13 protein-coding genes are annotated in these 16,902 nt (G+C 46.7%); 2 read left to right on the forward strand and 11 right to left on the reverse strand.

Going from position 1 to position 16,902, the window contains the following annotated elements; genetic code table 11:
* Positions 1–165: 165 nt before the first annotated feature.
* The 9 genes from fis to F0251_RS11150 all read right to left on the reverse strand — a co-directional run bounded on the left by fis (position 166) and on the right by F0251_RS11150 (position 9,983).
* Positions 166–462, reverse strand: a complete 297-nt coding sequence (fis, locus tag F0251_RS11110; RefSeq protein ID WP_004729744.1) for a DNA-binding transcriptional regulator Fis — start codon at positions 460–462, stop codon at positions 166–168.
* 23 nt (positions 463–485) lie between these two features.
* Positions 486–1,454 carry a tRNA dihydrouridine synthase DusB gene (dusB, locus tag F0251_RS11115; protein ID WP_008219544.1) on the reverse strand — a complete coding sequence of 323 codons (969 nt, stop codon included), beginning with the start codon at positions 1,452–1,454 and terminating at the stop codon, positions 486–488.
* 139 nt (positions 1,455–1,593) lie between these two features.
* The gene (prmA, locus tag F0251_RS11120) at positions 1,594–2,481 is read right to left on the reverse strand and encodes a 50S ribosomal protein L11 methyltransferase (RefSeq protein WP_008219546.1); all 888 of its coding nucleotides are present in this window, start codon (positions 2,479–2,481) and stop codon (positions 1,594–1,596) included.
* A gap of 189 nt (positions 2,482–2,670) precedes the next feature.
* The gene (gene accC / locus F0251_RS11125) at positions 2,671–4,014 is read right to left on the reverse strand and encodes an acetyl-CoA carboxylase biotin carboxylase subunit (protein WP_008219548.1); all 1,344 of its coding nucleotides are present in this window, start codon (positions 4,012–4,014) and stop codon (positions 2,671–2,673) included.
* A 15-nt stretch (positions 4,015–4,029) separates the two neighbouring features.
* Positions 4,030–4,497 (reverse strand): acetyl-CoA carboxylase biotin carboxyl carrier protein, encoded by a 468-nt coding sequence (gene accB, locus F0251_RS11130; protein WP_061033584.1) that lies wholly within the window; start codon positions 4,495–4,497, stop codon positions 4,030–4,032.
* A gap of 72 nt (positions 4,498–4,569) precedes the next feature.
* Positions 4,570–5,019, reverse strand: coding sequence for a type II 3-dehydroquinate dehydratase (aroQ, locus tag F0251_RS11135; RefSeq protein ID WP_008219552.1), 450 nt, complete (start codon positions 5,017–5,019; stop codon positions 4,570–4,572).
* 319 nt (positions 5,020–5,338) lie between these two features.
* Entirely contained in the window at positions 5,339–7,288 is a 1,950-nt protein-coding gene (acs, locus tag F0251_RS11140) for an acetate--CoA ligase (protein ID WP_171730998.1), read from the reverse strand.
* A 218-nt stretch (positions 7,289–7,506) separates the two neighbouring features.
* On the reverse strand, positions 7,507–8,139 hold the full coding sequence (locus F0251_RS11145; RefSeq protein WP_171730999.1) for a 3'-5' exonuclease: 633 nt from the start codon (positions 8,137–8,139) through the stop codon (positions 7,507–7,509).
* Positions 8,140–8,150: 11 nt separating this feature from the next.
* The gene (locus tag F0251_RS11150) at positions 8,151–9,983 is read right to left on the reverse strand and encodes a DUF294 nucleotidyltransferase-like domain-containing protein (RefSeq protein WP_171731017.1); all 1,833 of its coding nucleotides are present in this window, start codon (positions 9,981–9,983) and stop codon (positions 8,151–8,153) included.
* Positions 9,984–10,215: 232 nt separating this feature from the next.
* Between F0251_RS11150 and F0251_RS11155 the strand changes: the two genes are divergently transcribed.
* Together F0251_RS11155 and F0251_RS11160 are read left to right on the forward strand one after the other, a co-directional pair.
* On the forward strand, positions 10,216–11,397 hold the full coding sequence (locus F0251_RS11155; protein ID WP_171731000.1) for a 3-phenylpropionate MFS transporter: 1,182 nt from the start codon (positions 10,216–10,218) through the stop codon (positions 11,395–11,397).
* Positions 11,398–11,528: 131 nt separating this feature from the next.
* A complete protein-coding gene (locus tag F0251_RS11160) occupies positions 11,529–14,960 on the forward strand; it encodes a PAS domain-containing hybrid sensor histidine kinase/response regulator (protein ID WP_171731001.1) in 3,432 nt (1,143 codons plus the stop codon).
* A gap of 79 nt (positions 14,961–15,039) precedes the next feature.
* Here F0251_RS11160 and F0251_RS11165 read toward each other — a convergent pair whose 3' ends face one another.
* Positions 15,040–16,425: a lyase family protein gene (locus F0251_RS11165; RefSeq protein WP_061033589.1), complete on the reverse strand. Its 1,386-nt coding sequence runs from the start codon at positions 16,423–16,425 to the stop codon at positions 15,040–15,042.
* 12 nt (positions 16,426–16,437) lie between these two features.
* Complete coding sequence (locus tag F0251_RS11170) at positions 16,438–16,824, reverse strand: hypothetical protein (RefSeq protein ID WP_004737102.1); 387 nt, start codon at positions 16,822–16,824, stop codon at positions 16,438–16,440.
* Between the last annotated feature and the right edge of the window lie 78 nt (positions 16,825–16,902).

Below are 16,902 nucleotides of genomic sequence, written 5' to 3' on the forward strand. Positions count from 1 at the left end.
TTCGGCATGAAAACGGTAGTTTGTGTATGATTTTTGTTTGGCGACTAAACCATATCACTTACTACCGTTTTTGTTTTTAGTTCCCGCTAATCCGCGATGAACCAAAAAAAAGCCAAACTCAATCAATGAGCTTGGCTTTCAATTCAATTAATTACGAAAGAACGATTAGTTCATGCCGTATTTTTTAAGTTTCTTGCGAAGAGTACCGCGGTTGATACCCATCATAGTTGCTGCGCGAGTTTGGTTACCGCGAGTGTACTGCATGATGGTGTCTAGTAGTGGCTGTTCAACTTCAGCTAATACTAGTTCGTATAACTCGCTGACTTCTTGACCGTTTAATTGAGCAAGGTAGTTTTTCAATGATGCTTTCACTGAATCACGTAGTGGTTTCTGCGTGATTTGGTCTTGTGATGTTACTGTAGTCACTGTCAATGCTTCTGAAGTCAGATTTTGTTCGAACATATTCGGTCTAGCTCTTCTCGTAATTATGGTGCAACGTTATCAAAATAACCTTCTAGCGCCTCAAGCTGCAGATCACCTGCTTCGAGTGCGTTGAAGGTACGGCGAAACTCACTCGCTTGCTCATGCTCTTTTAGGTACCAACCCACATGCTTACGAGCGATGCGAGGGCCTAAAAACTCTCCATAAAATTCATGTAGAGCGTGAACATGGCCAAGCATGATGTCTTTCACTTCCGAAACCGGGAGTGGATCCATCGTGGTGCCGTTTTCCAAATAGTGTAGGATTTCGTTAAAAATCCATGGACGACCTTGGGCAGGACGACCAATCATCAAAGCGTCAGCGCCGGTGTACTCCAGCACAAACTTAGCTTTTTCCGGGCTATCGATATCACCGTTAGCAATAACCGGAATAGATACAGCTTGTTTCGCCGCTTTAATGTGTTTGTATTCTGCCTCACCTTTGTACATACAAGCGCGAGTTCTCCCGTGAAGGGCAAGTGCCTGTATGCCGCAGTCTTCGGCTATTTTAGCGATTTGGACACAGTTTCTGTTATCTGTATCCCAGCCTGTACGAGTCTTTAACGTTACTGGAACGTCGACTGCGTTTACCACAGCTTTCAAGATCTCTTCAATGAGGTCTGGATACTGAAGTAGGGCAGAGCCCGCAAGCTTCTTATTCACTTTTTTGGCTGGACAACCCATATTGATATCGATGATTTGCGCACCGTTATCGACATTGAATTGCGCAGCCTCGGCCATAAGCTGTGGATCTGCACCAGCGATTTGTACTGAACGAATGCCCGATTCGCCTTCATGTACCATACGCTGCTGAGACTTCGACGTTTTCCAAACCTTTGGATTGGAGGACATCATTTCACTGACTGCCATCCCCGCACCGTAGCGAAGACACAACTCACGGAATGGTCTATCCGTTACGCCAGCCATTGGAGCGACGATTAGATTGTTCTTAAGTTGATAATTTCCGATTTTCAAAACGTCATCACAGTTCTGTACCAGCAAGGGCGCGCATTTTACGCATTTTTTCGCTGCGTGAAAAGACTAATATTTGAGCATTTACAATTTGTTTTTGTAATTTGCATAAAATTCAATCAATTAGCGCCCAAAGTCTTGTCTAGCCTTGCTTGCGACCAGAGATTCGACACCACTCTTGCTGCTCGATAATCGGATCAATGTGAAGCTCATCACGATAATAAGTCGCAACATCTTCCGCTTGTGTATCTAAAACACCCGACATCGCCAGCACACCATTTGGCTTAACTAAGCCTTTAATGATGCCTGAAAGATCGCGCAATGGACCGGCAAGAATGTTGGCAACAACAACGTCTGCTAGCAAACCTTCAGGCTGATCTTGTGGTAAGAACACCTCAAGTTGCTCAGCAACGCCATTGCGCTCTGCGTTATCTTTTGATGCAAGTAGTGCTTGAGGATCAATATCGATCCCGATAACTTTTTCTGCGCCTAGTTTGATCGCTGCGATCGCTAGGATGCCTGAGCCACAACCGAAGTCGATGACGGTTTTGCCTGTAAGATCTAATCCCTCAAGCCACTCAAGACACAATGCTGTTGTTGGGTGAGTACCGGTACCGAATGCAAGGCCAGGGTCTAGCATTACGTTTACCGCGTCAGGTTCAGGGATATCGCGCCAGCTAGGGCAGATCCATAAACGCTCACCAAACTTCATTGGGTGGAAGTTGTCCATCCATTCACGTTCCCAATCCTTGTCTTCAATTTGCTCAACTTTATGAGCAAAGTCTGCAGGGAACATGTTGCTTGCTTTAATCTGCGCTAGAACGACACCTGTATCAATCTCAGCGTCGTAAAGCGCAAGAATGTCAGTGTCACCCCAAAGGCGAGTTTCACCCGGCAGAGGCTCAAATACAGGGGTATCTTGTGCATCCAGGAAAGTTACAGAAAGAGCACCAGTCTCTTCCATTAACATATCGCCGATTTGTTCGGCATTTTCATTGGTAGCATTAAGCTTGATTTGAATCCAAGGCATGGCTGAATCTTCTATATGAGAAAAATTGGATGGCGAGTCTAGCAGAAAATATGAGCAAATTCACCAAAACCCCAAGGAATATGATGGGGAATATTGATTGCGTTTTTTGGACGCTTAAAAACAAAAAATGCCCACCAAAGTGAGCATTTTATTTTGTTCATTTAAGAACAAATTACACGAGGCTAATTTCTATTGAAGACCAAGCTTCTTCTCAAGGTAGTGGATGTTTGCACCACCGTGTTGGAAGTTCTCGTCGTTCATGATTGCTTCTTGTAGAGAGATGTTTACTTTGATGCCTTCTACAATCATCTCACCTAGTGCGTTCTTCATACGAGAAATCGCAACATCACGGTTCTCACCGTAAGTGATTAGCTTACCGATCATTGAATCGTAGTGTGGTGGAACTGTGTAACCCGTGTAGATGTGAGAATCCCAACGAACGCCCATACCACCAGGAGCGTGGAAGCGCTCAATCTTACCTGGTGAAGGTAGGAACTTCTCTGGATCTTCCGCGTTGATACGACATTCGATCGCGTGACCTTTGATCTTGATATCGTCTTGCGTGAAAGATAGAGGTTGACCAGCAGCAACACGTAGTTGCTCTTTGATTAGGTCAACGCCAGTTACCATCTCTGTTACTGGGTGCTCTACTTGAATACGAGTGTTCATTTCGATGAAGTAGAATTCGCCATTTTCGTATAGGAATTCAAATGTACCTGCACCGCGGTAGCCGATTTCTAGACATGCGCGAGTACAACGTTCACCGATGTATTTACGCATCTCTTCAGTGATACCTGGAGCTGGCGCTTCTTCAACCACTTTCTGGTGGCGACGCTGCATTGAACAGTCACGCTCACCAAGGTGGATAGCACCGCCTTGACCGTCAGCAATTACTTGTACTTCAACGTGACGTGGGTTTTCTAGGAATTTCTCCATGTAAACCATGTCGTTGTTGAAACATGCTTTCGCTTCAGCACGTGTCATTGCGATTGCTTCTGTTAGTTCACCTTCAGTGCGAACAACACGCATACCACGACCACCGCCGCCGCCAGACGCCTTGATGATAACTGGGTAGCCAATGCGCTTAGCATGTGCTTTGTTTGCTGCTTCGTCGTCATTTAGCGGGCCGTCAGAACCAGGTACACAAGGTACACCTGCTTTCTTCATTGCCGTGATTGCTGAAACTTTGTCACCCATGATGCGGATAGTTTCTGCTTTAGGACCAACGAAAATGAAACCGCTTTGTTCAACTTGTTCAGCGAAGTCTGCGTTTTCAGATAGGAAGCCGTAGCCAGGGTGGATAGCAACAGCGCCTGTAACTTCAGCTGCACTGATGATACGAGGGATGTTTAGGTAGCTATCGATACCACGAGCAGGGCCGATACAAATGGTTTCATCTGCTAGCAGTACGTGCTTAAGGTCACGGTCAGCTGTTGAGTGAACAGCAACCGTTTTAATGCCTAGCTCTTTACATGCTCGCAGAATACGTAGTGCAATCTCACCACGGTTCGCGATTACTAATTTATCTAACATAATGAGGCTTCTCTATTATTCGATAATTACTAGAGCTTGATCGAACTCAACTGGTTGGCCGTCTTCAACAAGGATTGCAGTTACAACACCAGACTTATCAGCTTCAATTTGGTTCATCATCTTCATTGCTTCAACGATACATAGTGTGTCGCCAGCGTTAACTTGTTGACCAACTTTTACGAATGGTTTTGCGTCTGGGCTTGGTGCGCCGTAGAACGTACCAACCATTGGAGAAAGAACTTGGTGACCTGCAGGTGCTGCTGGAGCTTCTGCTGCTTCTGGAGCTGCCGCTTGAGCTGGTGCTGCTGCAGGAGCTGGTGCCGCTGCTGGAGCCGGAGCTGCTGCGTATTGAATTGGTGCTGCTACAGGTGCAGTGCCGTTGCGGCTGATGCGTACTGACTCTTCACCTTCAGAGATTTCTAGTTCTGCGATACCAGACTCTTCAACCAATTCGATTAGCTTTTTGATTTTGCGAATATCCATCGTTTCTTTCTCTTTTGTTAATTAACCATGCTCTATGACTAGAGCTGGTGTCTATTAGTTCGGTTATGTTCGTTATTTTGACTGCAACTTGTGAATCGCAGCAGTCAAAGCAAATTGGTAGCCTTGTGCGCCTAAGCCACAGATTACCCCTTCGGCTTTATCTGAGAGGTAAGAGTGGTGCCTAAAAGGTTCACGTGCGTGAACATTCGATAGGTGCACTTCAATAAATGGGATCGCTACGCCAAGTAGTGCATCACGCAACGCCACACTGGTATGTGTAAAGGCCGCTGGGTTGATGATAATGAAATCAATATCTTGATATGCACTATGGATAGCTTCGATCAGTTCATACTCACGATTTGACTGTAAGTGAGATAGCGCAACATCTTGTGTTTTCGCTTGCTCTGTTAGTGAGCTAATAATCTGGTCAAGTGTTTGAGAGCCGTAGTGTGCCGGTTCTCTTAGGCCTAACAGGTTAAGGTTTGGGCCATTTAAAACTAGAATGCGAAACTTTGTAGACATCGTGGGGCTATCTTCCTTTATCGTGATTACGACCGTGAATGTTGCCATTTTATTGAAAATTTGGGGTTAATTTCCAGTGAGAAAAACCCAAATTTAAAAATTAGAACCAGATTATAGCTAATTCAGCGCAAATCGCAGCAATTTACTGGTCTAATCTCCTATTGATAGCAAGTGAAATTGTTACCAACTTAACAAAAAAGCGTTATTACCTTAATTGTGGTGTGGATATTTGAGAGGAAGATCAGCCATAAAAAAACCGCCACATAGGTGACGGTTTGGAAATGATCTGTTTTAAACAGTGGTTCTGGTGTGATAGCTATTATGCCAATTCAGCTTTCTCTGCAATCAGCTTATCAACCACACTTGGGTCTGCTAGCGTTGAAGTATCACCAAGGTTGCCAGTATCGCCCGTTGCGATCTTACGCAGGATACGACGCATGATCTTACCTGAACGTGTTTTCGGTAATGAATCGGTCCAGTGCAGCACGTCTGGTGTCGCAATAGGGCCTATCTCTTTACGCACCCAGTCTTTCACTTCTTTATGAAGCTCTGCGGTTGGGAACTCGCCATCATTAAGCGTGATGTAAGCGTAAATCGCTTGGCCTTTGATGTCGTGAGGAATACCGACAATCGCAGCCTCTGCAATCTTATCGAATGCAACGAGCGCTGACTCAATCTCTGCAGTACCCATACGGTGACCAGATACGTTCAGCACGTCATCAACACGACCAGTAATCCAGTAGTAGCCGTCTTCATCACGACGAGCGCCATCACTGGTGAAGTACATACCTTTGAAAGTAGAGAAATATGTCTGCTCAAAACGGTCATGGTCGCCATGAACAGTACGCATTTGACCTGGCCACGAGTCTAGAATGACCAGGTTGCCGTCGGTTGCGCCTTCAATGATGTTACCCATGTTATCTACTAGCGCAGGTTGTACACCGAAGAATGGACGAGTCGCTGACCCCGGTTTTAGGTCGGTAGCGCCTGGTAGTGGAGCAATTAGGATACCGCCCGTTTCGGTTTGCCACCATGTATCAACAATAGGAGACTGCTCGTTACCAATCGTTTTGTAGTACCACTCCCACGCTTCTGGGTTAATAGGCTCACCTACCGAGCCCATGATTCTCAAACTGTCACGAGAGGTGCCTTCAACCGCTTCATTGCCTTTCGCCATCAATGCACGAATAGCCGTTGGTGCAGTGTAAAGTATGTTGACTTGATGCTTATCCACCACTTCACTCATTCGACTTGTGTTCGGGTAGTTTGGTACACCTTCAAACAGGATTGTCTTAGCGCCGTTAGCCAGTGGTCCGTATATAAGGTATGTGTGGCCAGTAATCCAACCCACATCTGCAGTACACCAGAAGGTTTCGCCTTCTTGGTAATCAAATACGTATTTAAAGGTCATCGCTGCGTAAACAAGGTAACCACCGGTAGTGTGCATTACACCTTTCGGTTTGCCTGTTGAGCCTGATGTATAAAGGATGAATAGTGGGTCTTCCGCATTCATCTCTTCTGGTGGGCAGTCTGCTGACACGTTTGCTGTCGCCTCATGCCACCAAATATCACGGTGCTCATGCCATGCAACCTCACCGCCAGTACGCTTAAGCACCATCACTTTTTCGATGGTTTTCACTTCTGGGTTGGTCAGTGCTTCGTCGACGTTTTTCTTAAGAGGGACAGCTCGGCCGCCACGCACGCCTTCATCCGCTGTGATCACGACTTTAGCATTCGAATCGATAATACGACCTGACAGTGCTTCTGGTGAGAAACCACCAAATACCACGGTATGAACCGCACCAATACGAGTACACGCCAGCATAGCAACTGCAGCTTCAGGAACCATAGGCATGTATAAACAAACCACATCGCCTTTACGTACGCCTTGCTCTTTTAGAGCGTTAGAGAACAGACATACTTCTTTGTGCAGTTCATTAAAAGTTAGGGTTTTATCATCAGCAGGGTCATCGCCTTCCCAGATGATTGCGACTTCATCACCGCGCTCAGCAAGGTGGCGGTCAATACAGTTCGCCGACACATTCAATGTGCCATCTTCAAACCAGCGAATATCGATGTGGCCTGGGTCGAAAGAGGTATTTTTTACTTGTGTGAAAGGTTTAATCCAATCCACGATTTTTCCGTGTTCACCCCAAAAGCTTTCTGGGTCAGAAACAGATTGTTGGTACATGGCTAGGTAAGTGTCATTATCCGCGTGTGTGGTTGATTTAATATTTTCTTTTACCGGATAAACGTGGGCTTCACTCATTGCATCTCTCCTTGTGCCTACATTCCTAATGAACTGGCAACTTCCTTTGTGTTCAGTTTCTAGGTCTATTACAGAACCGTCTTTGTGTTATCACTCTCGGCTAGGACGGCGATTTCCACAATTAGACTTTAGGATGAGACGCCGCTTTTCACTTACAAAATAGCGAGTTAAGTTCATTTTTGAGATGTTGCTCTCTATGTCGAGCTGCAAGGGTTGAATTAGGTGTACGAAGAGTTGAAGCGGGGCAGATCACCATGTTTCAGGCGGACAAAGATCAGCGCAGCAGAGATAGCATCTTGTAATGCATCATGTTTATTGACTGGAATTGGTAAGTCGAGCTGGCGACAAATCGCATCCATGCTGAGGTCGAAATAGGCATTGGGCAGCTGTCTTTCGAGTTTGTCTTGGTAGAGTTGGCTCACTTCGATTAATCGGTTAGGCAGCGGAAATCCGAGTTGTTTTAAACAGGCGCGGTCGAGAATTTTTTTGTCATAGCGGATGTGATAGCCGACTAAAGGACGATTACCAATGAAGCTTAGCAGTTCAATTAGGGCTTGTTTCTCTTCGATTCCGTGTTTGAGGTCTTGATGGCGGATGCGGTGGATTTTTATTGAATTGCAGTCGAGCGATTGAGGGGCTCGTAATCTAACTTCGAAGGGCTTACTGGTGATGATGCGGTTACCGATGATCTTGGTCGCGGCAATGGTCACCAGTTCAGCCTGATTAGGGTCGAGGCTGGTGGTTTCACAATCGAGTGAGACATATTCTTGATGAACAGGCGCAGTAAACAGAGGCTGATAGGGAGAGCCTTTGAGCTTGTGATGCCAGTAATAGCGAACCAGTCTATTCATCGTGCAATCGCCTAGTCCCTTATCTGATAGTGGTAGCCGAGCCATTGCTTGAATTTCTTAACCACGTGCAGGCTATGACGAAGCAGGTCTCGATCTGCTCGCTCCATTAGTTTGACGTCGATTTTATTGCTGCTGTGCTGTTGCGACAGGCGTTGTGATAAACGCCACTTAAAAAACTGCTTGAGCGCTTCACTGAGGTTATCCGCGGTGCTTTGCTCTAGTACCTTCTTACTCACGAGATGCTCAATGCGTTCAAAGGTGTTATTGACCGTCACGCCGTGTTCAAGGCTCAGTGCTCTGACACCGTGCACTATAGGGAAAATACCACCTTGTTTGATGTCGAGTCCGGACTTGGACTGTTTCACGTTACCAAACAGGGTCAGGGGAACTGAGAAGTTTAGGGCAGGGCGGCAGAACTCGGTCAGAATCAATTCCTGTCCGAGCATCAAATCACTCAAGTGCTGCTTAACGGGGAGTAACAGGTCTCTATTGCCTGCAACAGCATGTGCGTCCGCCATGATGGCAATATCCATCACCGTATCTGGCGTCGCTTTTCTTACCCAACTGGTGAGAGTTTGTTTCCATTCTTGTTCTGAGTGAACCCACTTCGGGTTGTTGACCATGACGTTGCCAGGACACAGTGGATAACCTAACTGTTGCAACGTATGAGTGAGAACATTCATGGCGTTTTGGCATTGGTGCCACTCTAATCCGTCTTGAATGATCAACGCATTGTCTTGATCGGTTTTGAGTATCTGTTCTCCGCGACCTTCTGAGCCTAACACGATGAGGCAGCAATGGTTGTGTAGTGCAGGGGGAATAACCAGTTCAAATGCCTTTTCAATAATCTGTTCATTGACGGCAGAAATTAGCTCCATGATGAAACGTGTACGAATACCATTATTGAGCAGGCTTTCGACCAATTGACGTTGCTTGTTGGAGGCCAGGGCCAATTCTTCAATGCTGGTGGCTCGAGCGATACGCAAAGTAAGAACATGCGAGTGAGTGGAGAACGCACTGAGTATTTGCGTCATATCCACCATGCCGACCGCATTTAACCCATCACAAACCATCAGCCTTTTTACACGATTCCTTGTCATGGTGATCATGGCGTTAAATAAGAAGTCACCATGATTAACATGCAAAACAGGGTAGGTTGCTATCTCGCCGACAGGTGTATCGAGCGGGCGATCATCAAGCATCACCGCGTGTAATAAATTGGTCCGTGTGACGATTCCGTACGGAAAGGAACATGATGATCTAAAAGCTTTTGGATCATCATGTTCCAAATGAACCAAGGCCGAGTCTAAGCCTTGTTCTTTAAGGGTTTGAGTGACTTGATTGATAGGTTGGTCAGGTTCAAGTATCAGGGGTGGGTGGTAAATCGAGTCGTCGACTTTGGTCAGTATGAACTCAGCAAGATTCTGCTGTTGCTGAGCGGCTTCAATCAATGCTTTTCGGGTCGAGAGGTTACTATCGAAGTAAGCGGCAAACTGGCCGTTGGCGTGGTATAGCTCAAGAAAAACGTCGTTTGGCAATAGGTAACTTAAGGTATCTTCTAATGCGATATATTGATGTTTGGTATGAGGCTCAAACTGGCTGCGCACATCGAAAATATCGTCATTGGCATAGTGCGCATAGATCTCTCCGTCACTGCTAGCGCGCTCTTCGACGGCCCCTTTAATCAGAATATGCAGGTGGCGGCTCGGGCGGTCGGCCTCCAATATCACTTCGTGTGCTCGGTAGTAAACCACATCTAAAGCTGAGCGTAGCGTTAACTGTTCCGCTTCAGACAAGCTATCGAAGGGCGGGTGCTGCATATTAAATTTGTCAGGCATAAGCAATCGCAAGGGAGTGAGAGTCTCTTTTTAGTGTGACAAATTACCAGCGAAGCTCCAGACGACTTTAGTCTAAATGAGAGAGTTGCGACTTTTGCACGTTGGATTTTTGAGTTAAATACGACAGAGATATTTATTGAATATGGGAATGCTATCCCCGCAATAATTCCCTTTTTCATCTTTTGTGACCTAGGCATAATTGGCGCTTCCTTGTTCCACACATTTTTATAGGTCGCCTATGTTTAATCCTTCCCCTTATGGCTGGATATCCCAGTATTTTCTTGGTTTCTTTTTTGCCTATGGCGTTTATTTGCCATTTTGGGCGCTGTGGTTTGAAGAGCAAGGTGTGTCTGCAGGGGACATTGGCGTATTGATTGGTGTGGGTTTGGCTACGCGTTGTGTTGCCAACTTTGTAATAACACCACGTATCTATAAAGTTGAGCATTTAATGCCAGCATTGCGTTGCCTCAGTTTTGTAGCGCTATTATTCGTTGGTTTCCATTTCTTTACTGGTGGTAGCTTTTTATTGATGCTGCTAGCAACGGTAATGTTCAACCTCTGCTATGGACCGATTATTCCGCTTTCTGATGCAATGGCGAACCATTACAGCCGTCTCAAGATGCTCGACTACGGACGTACACGCTTGTGGGGTTCAGTGGCATTTATTGCGGGTTCTACCGTGGTTGGTTATCTGGTGGCTGAATTTGGTACGGATATGATTTTGTATACTGCACTGGCAGGGGTGTTAGTGTCTTTATTGTTCGCGATGAGAAACCCGAACGTAATGCCGGTGACAGAATCAGAGCAAGTGGCTGAAAGACCTAAACTTGGTCAACTATTACGTGAGTCATCGGTAGTGAAGTTTCTTGCATTGATGGCACTGCTTCAAGGAAGCCACGCTGCGTATTACAGCTTTAGTGCGATTTACTGGAAAGAGGCGGGGCACTCTGAGGCGATCATCGGTTATCTGTGGAGCTTGGCTGTGGTTGCTGAGGTGGCAGTATTTGCTCTGAGTAAGCGACTGTTTGCTGGATTATCGTTACGCACTTTGTTTGTGATTGCTGGTATCGGAGTAATGGCTCGTTGGGGGATCACCGCATCAACGACTGCGATTCCAGTATTGATAGTGGCTCAGCTGTTGCACGGCGTGACATTCGCCATGGCACACATCGCTGCGATTCAATACATCCAATCTCAAGAGTCGAACAAAATGGTGGCATTGCAGGCTCTGTACAATGCGATACCACTTGGCGCCTTTATCGCATTAATGACGACCCTAAGTGGCTGGGGCTACGAATTGTGGGGTGCGAATATCTTCTGGGGAATGGCTGCGATGGGTGCAATTGCCCTGTTTATCAAGCTTGATGAAAGAAGCTCTGTGGTTGAAGTTAATCAACCTGAGTCAGAAGTTCATAGCTGATAACCAATCGTGATTATTAGAGTCTAAAGCACAGAATTTAAGCGATGCGATTGAGTTAATGACTCATCCTTAGTTAAATGAAACCTCTCCCTTATGGAGAGGTTTTTTTATGGATGAAGAAAGGGTTTTCAATGCAAGGATGGGTAGTAATTCCAGTCTCTTTAGCCTACTTGGGCGTGTTATTTCTGATCGCTTGGTATGGAGACAGGCAGGTTCGTTGGCTATCGCGTTGGCGACCGTGGATCTATAGCCTTTCTATTGCGGTGTATTGTACCTCGTGGACCTTCTATGGAACGGTGGGTCAGGCGAGCAATAACCCTTGGTCTTTCTTACCCATCTATCTTGCACCGATTTTGGTCTTCACCCTTGGGTGGCGGATCTTAGCGCGACTGATTCTGATCGCGAAGCGGGAACATATCACCTCAATTGCCGATTTCATTGCGGCTCGTTATGGTAAATCTCAAGGTTTAGCGGTAGCGGTGACGGTTATCGCTGTGATCGGCATTCTTCCTTATATCGCCTTACAACTGCGTGGCATCACCATGGGGCTAGATATTGTCGCACCTAGTCTGGCGCAAGATTTTGGCTATCAGGATTACCATGTTTCTTGGTTTGTGGTCGGTGCGCTAGCTATTTTTACCATGTTGTTTGGTACAAGGCACATTGATAACACGGAGCATCACCGTGGCATGATGATGGCGGTGGCGTTTGAGTCGATCGTTAAGCTGGCGGCATTTTTGATTGTTGGCCTATTTATCATGTATCTGGCGATGAGCAGCGACAAGATTGACCTGCTAGACGTTGCAGCGAGCACTTATGAGTCGCCGAATATTCCGACCTTAATTATCCATACTGTTTTGACCATGTTGGCGATTGTCTGTCTACCGCGCCAGTTTCATACCATGGTTGTTGAGAATGAACGTCCTCAAGATCTGCACACCGCTCGTTGGTTATTTCCGCTTTATCTTATTTTGATGGGGCTGTTTGTTCTGCCAATTGCATGGGCGGGGCAAGGACTGCTTCCGAGCATGCCTGCAGATACGTATGTGATCAGTCTGCCGATGGCTGAAGGCGCCAATCATATTGCCTTGCTTGCGTTCCTTGGTGGTACGTCTGCTGCTAGTGGTATGGTAATTGTGTCGACCATCGCGTTGGCGATTATGGTGTCGAACGATTTAGTGATGCCGCTATTGCTGCGCCGTATGCGACTCACCCAAAGGACTCATCGTCATTTCTCTGGGTTGCTATTGGTGATTCGTCGCGGGCTTATTTTATTGCTTCTACTTGGTGCTTGGTTGTTCTATCAGGCACTCGATACCATTCATTCCTTGTCTGCGATTGGCTTCCTTTCATTTGCGGCGATTGCTCAATTTGCTCCGGCACTGATTGGTGGTTTGTACTGGCGCCCGGGTAATCGCAAGGGTGTTTATGTCGGTTTAATGGTTGGCTCGGTGATTTGGCTCATTACCTTGATGAGTCAAACCAGTATGTTGGCTGGCGACAGTCAAAGTAACTTGCTGTTGTGGATCATCACACCACCAGAGTTACTCAGTAGTTGGGATATTAGCAGTTCAAACTGGGGGATAGTGCTGAGTATTGTGCTCAATACTTTGTGTTATGCCGTGGTTTCTATTTCGACCAGGCCAAGCCTAAGTGAGCGCTTACAATCGGCGGCATTTGTTGGTACGCCGCTGCCTGAAAATGAGAACATTAGCCTTTATCAAAGCCGTGTAACCGTGGCTGAACTAGAGATGTTGGCATCTCGGTTTGTCGGTCGAAAGCGAGCGAAAAGCGCTATCCAAAGTTACTGGCAGCAACACGGTCAACCGCTGCTTCCTAATCAACAAGCGCCAGCAAGCTTGATTCGACATGCTGAGCGTGTACTGGCGGGTGTGTTTGGAGCTTCCTCTGCTAAGTTGGTACTCACTTCTGCTCTACAGGGCAGAAATATGCAGCTTGAAGAAGTGGCGACCATTGTTGATGAAGCCTCTGAGTTGTACGATTTCAGCCGTGGCTTGCTACAAGGTGCGATTGAGCATATTGGTCAAGGTATTGCAGTGGTTGATAAACAGATGAGGCTGGTGGCATGGAATCAGCGTTACTTAGAACTGTTTGAATTCCCTGCTGGGTTGATACAAGTGGGCAGGCCGATCTCCGATGTGATTCGCCATAATGCTCAGCAAGGTTTGTGTGGTCCGGGTGACCCTGAAGATCATGTGCGTCGCCGTGTTTATCACTTGGAGCAAGGCACACGACACACCTCTTCTCGCATTCGTCCTGATGGTCGCGTGATTGAGGTGCAAGGTAATCCAATGCCAAGCGGCGGCTTTGTGATGAGCTTTACCGATATCACGGTATTCAGACAAGCAGAACAGGCGCTAAAAGACGCGAATGAAAGCTTGGAATCAAGAGTGCACGAACGAACTCAAGAACTCGAAAAACTCAATCATCGCTTGGTCAAGGCGACACAAATTTCTGATCAAGAATCGCAATCTAAGAGTCGTTTCTTGGCGGCAGTAAGCCACGATTTGATGCAGCCACTGAATGCGGCGCGCTTGTTTGCTTCGTCACTTTCGGAGGTAGCAAAAGAGCAAGAGGTGAAGCAGCTTTCATCCCATATTGAAAGTGCACTGGGTGCGGCAGAGGACTTGATTGGTGATTTGTTGGATATCTCACGATTAGAGTCCGGCAAGCTGGAAACCAACATTCACGCCATTGCGGTGCATGATGTGCTCGCTAACTTGAATGCTGAATTTAGCGCCTTAGCGACGCAGCAAAAAATTGATTTCAAGATGATCCCATCATCCCTGTTTATTCATTCTGACCCTAAGCTGTTAAGGCGTGTGATTCAGAACTTTTTGACCAATGCGTTCCGCTATAACCCTGAAGGGAAAGTGGTACTGGGAGCAAGACGAGTCAACGGGCAGGTGCGAATCGATGTGTGGGATAACGGAACCGGTATTGATGAGGACAAGCAACAAGAGATCTTCGAAGAGTTTACTCGTGGTAGCCAAGTGCGTTCCGATCAAGGCTTAGGGCTTGGCCTTGCGATTTCTAAAGGTATTGCTCATGTGCTTGGTCATCAAATATCGATGCGCTCATGGCCGGAGCAAGGCAGTGTTTTCTCTATAACCTTAGCAAGAGCGGAACAAGTGGCTCCGGTTGTGCAAGCTGCTGCGCCAGTGGCGAGCAGTGACATCGAGCACCTTAAAATCTTGTGTGTTGATAATGAACGAGAGATTTTAGTGGGTATGGAGAACCTGATTGGTCGCTGGGGTTGTGAGGTTAAAACGGCAGTTGATCTGGTCGAAAGCTTGAAGTGTCTAGACAATGACTGGCAGCCGGACGTGATCTTCTCGGACTATCGTCTCGATAATGGGCGAACAGGGCTTGAGGTGTTGCAACAGTGTCGCTTGCGCCTTGGAGATTCCTTTGAAGGGGTCATCATTAGTGCCGATAGAACCGATGACATGTTGGCGGCGATAAAGGCCAACAGCTTTAGCTTTATTGCCAAGCCAGTGAAACCACTAAAACTCAGAGCAGTGTTGAATCGTGTGAGTTAATTTAAGTCATTATTAGATCCTAATAAGGCCTCTGATGAGGCCTTTTTCGATCCGGTAGACTTTTTATGAGTTACTGGTTTTAACCTGCGATACCACCTTGAGTGAGCGCGGTTGGGTCAAGCAACTTGCTGAGTTCTTCTCGGCTTAGATCGGTTTCTCGCTCGGCAACATCAAGGATTGGCAAACCCTCTTTGTAGGCTTTCTTGGCAATATCTGCTGCCTTTAGGTAACCAATCACAGGGTTAAGTGCAGTCACCAGAATTGGATTCTTTGAAAGCGCTAAATCCAGATTGTCTTGGCGCACCGTGAAGGTTGCAACCGCTTTATCTGCTAGCGCGACTGAACTGTTAGCTAAAAGCTCGATACTTTCTAATACGTTATGAGCAATCACTGGTAGCATCACATTCAGTTGGAAGTTGCCAGATTGGCCCGCTACCGTAATGGTGGTGTCGTTACCAATCACCTGCGCTGCCGCCATTGCTGCGGCTTCTGGAATCACAGGGTTCACTTTGCCCGGCATGATAGATGAGCCTGGTTGTAGCGCCTGCAATTCAATTTCTCCTAAGCCAGCTAATGGACCAGAGTTCATCCAGCGAAGATCGTTTGCGATCTTCATGATCGCAACTGCTGCAGTTTTGAGCTGACCCGAAAAGGCAACGATCGCGTCTTGACTGCTGAGGTTGAAAAAGAAGTTTTCACTCGAGTTAAAGCTGATCTTTGTCGACTGCGACAGGTTACTTGCAAACTTATCGGCAAAGCGAGGGTCAGCATTGATGCCTGTACCTACCGCCGTTCCACCTTGAGCAAGCGCTTTAATAGCGGGCAGGGTGCTTTCAATCGCTTGCTTAGCGTGTTCAATCTGGAACTTCCAGCCACCTAATTCTTGAGCAAAGGTAATCGGCATCGCATCCATTAGGTGAGTACGGCCGGTTTTCACTACTTCAGCAAGCTCTTGCTGTTTAACGCTCAGCACTTCAGACAGGTGGCTTAGTGCTGGTAGCAGCTTGTTTTCAGCAGTGAGTGCGACGCTGACTTGGATCGCGGTTGGCACCACATCGTTACTGCTTTGGCCCATATTGACGTGATCGTTCGGGTTCACGTCGCCTTGCAAACTTCTTGAAGCGAGTGTCGCAATCACTTCGTTGGCGTTCATGTTGGAGCTAGTACCTGAGCCGGTTTGATAAACATCGATCGGGAATTGATCGAGATGTTTGCCATCAATGATCTCTTGGCTCGCATCAGCGATCGCATTGGCAATATCGCCCTCCAATAACCCCAACTGAGAGTTGGTATCAGCAGCTGCTTGTTTGATTAGTGCCAGTGCTTGAATAAAGCTGGTGGGCATCTTGTGGGAGCTAAACGCGAAATTATCTGCGGCACGTTGAGTTTGTGCTTGGTATAGCGCATCAGCAGGGACTTTTACTTCCCCCATGCTGTCTTTTTCAATTCGATATTGTAGGGTCATCTTCTATCCTTGTTAGCCAAGTGGGGCTTGGACTTGTTGTAGTGTCTGGCTGAGATTCAAAAAACGCGCTTGGCCATGTGGTTGCTGGCAGTAGTGGCGTTTTAGATAAAATAGTGGTGAGTGAATTGAGTCTAGGCAGATATGACGAAAGGTAAAACTGCGCTCAGGTGACTCAATCGCTTCAATCAGATGGAAGAAAACTTGGCGCAGGTACAGCTCGCACAGCAAGATGTTTTCTTGGGCGGCGTGTTTTTCATAGTATGCGGCAAGCGTTTGTGCACACTCGATGTAGTCTCTAATTACAAACGGCTCGTGCCCGTGAACTTGCTCTGATGAGGTAAAGCGATCCTGCGCTTTGTAGAACCTCGAATAGAGAACCTGCTGCTCTTTCATCATCATTTTCATCTCTTTATTGGATGTTAATGATAATTATTATTAAACAAGAGTTTAAAAACAACCCTTTGTTTCTGTTTTTAT

This window comes from Vibrio sp. 070316B, from assembly GCF_013114115.1.
GTDB classification, from domain to species: Bacteria; Pseudomonadota; Gammaproteobacteria; order Enterobacterales; family Vibrionaceae; genus Vibrio; species Vibrio chagasii_B.

Bases quoted from the DNA above. Each gene is read 5' to 3' on its own strand.
- F0251_RS11160 (WP_171731001.1), top strand. From the start codon at position 11,529: ATGCAAGGATGGGTAGTAATTCCAGTCTCTTTAGCCTACTTGGGCGTG.
- F0251_RS11170 (WP_004737102.1), bottom strand. From the start codon at position 16,824: ATGATGATGAAAGAGCAGCAGGTTCTCTATTCGAGGTTCTACAAAGCG.
- aroQ (WP_008219552.1), bottom strand. From the start codon at position 5,019: ATGTCTACAAAGTTTCGCATTCTAGTTTTAAATGGCCCAAACCTTAAC.
- acs (WP_171730998.1), bottom strand. From the start codon at position 7,288: ATGAGTGAAGCCCACGTTTATCCGGTAAAAGAAAATATTAAATCAACC.
- accB (WP_061033584.1), bottom strand. From the start codon at position 4,497: ATGGATATTCGCAAAATCAAAAAGCTAATCGAATTGGTTGAAGAGTCT.
- fis (WP_004729744.1), bottom strand. From the start codon at position 462: ATGTTCGAACAAAATCTGACTTCAGAAGCATTGACAGTGACTACAGTA.
- prmA (WP_008219546.1), bottom strand. From the start codon at position 2,481: ATGCCTTGGATTCAAATCAAGCTTAATGCTACCAATGAAAATGCCGAA.
- accC (WP_008219548.1), bottom strand. From the start codon at position 4,014: ATGTTAGATAAATTAGTAATCGCGAACCGTGGTGAGATTGCACTACGT.
- F0251_RS11155 (WP_171731000.1), top strand. From the start codon at position 10,216: ATGTTTAATCCTTCCCCTTATGGCTGGATATCCCAGTATTTTCTTGGT.
- F0251_RS11145 (WP_171730999.1), bottom strand. From the start codon at position 8,139: ATGAATAGACTGGTTCGCTATTACTGGCATCACAAGCTCAAAGGCTCT.
- F0251_RS11165 (WP_061033589.1), bottom strand. From the start codon at position 16,425: ATGACCCTACAATATCGAATTGAAAAAGACAGCATGGGGGAAGTAAAA.